The 781-nt window shown below is 26.6% G+C and carries 1 protein-coding gene; it reads left to right on the top strand.

Going from position 1 to position 781, the window contains the following annotated elements; all coding sequences use genetic code 11:
* Nucleotides 1-766: poly(R)-hydroxyalkanoic acid synthase subunit PhaE (locus HMPREF9131_RS01950; RefSeq protein WP_232202570.1), on the top strand; the 766-nt coding region annotated here is incomplete at its 5' end.
* Between the last annotated feature and the right edge of the window lie 15 nt (nt 767-781).

Genomic DNA, 781 nt, shown 5'->3' with positions numbered 1-781 from the left:
TAGATTTAATACAGGATTTTTAATGACCAACTTGTTGAGTTGTCTAAAAATAATGTTGAAAAAATATTTACCTATTAATTTCTTTGAAATTATGGCTAATTTTCCTGTAGATACCTTTATAAATCCATTTATTAACAGCACAAAAAAATCTATGGAATTTTATCAAAAAGCTCTTGATAAGGAGCCAGAACTTATGACAGATCAAATAGAAAAATTTTACAAATCTATGTTAGATAAACTTGATGAAATTCCAAGTGTTGGAATCAGTCAAGAAGAAAAGAAAAGAAACAGACAATTATTCGAAAATTATCTAAGCCTTTCATTAAAACTATTTGATTTTAATTTGTATCTATCTAAAGCTTCTAGACAAGCTGCTATTGATGCTCAAAATTCTTATTTTGATAGATTAGAAGAAGAAAAAGGACTTGAAAATTTCTCTGATTTTTATAAATTCTATATTGATAACTTATGCGATGCTTATAAAAATTTAGTGGACTCTCCAGTTTATAAGCAAAAAGCTAAGGCTATATTGGATTTAGTTAATAATAATAAAGAAATGTTTGATAATTATATTGAAGATGGGTTGGGTGCTTTTCCAATTGTTACTCAAAATAAACTAAAAGAGTATTTAGACAAGCTTGAAGATATGACTTCAATACTTATGGATATTCAAAATGAAAATGATGATAGTAAGAAGGGTACTCATATTACTAAATCTGAACTGAGTAAGGATAAAAATTCTCATGGCACTTCTGAAGGAAAATAAGGTCAAGAGTAATAA

The sequence above is a fragment of the Peptoniphilus sp. oral taxon 836 str. F0141 genome (genome assembly GCF_000179335.1).
Lineage (GTDB): Bacteria > Bacillota > Clostridia > Tissierellales > Peptoniphilaceae > Peptoniphilus_A > Peptoniphilus_A lacrimalis.
Note: the sequence above shows the minus strand (reverse complement) of the source record. Positions and strands in the feature narration are given on the sequence as shown.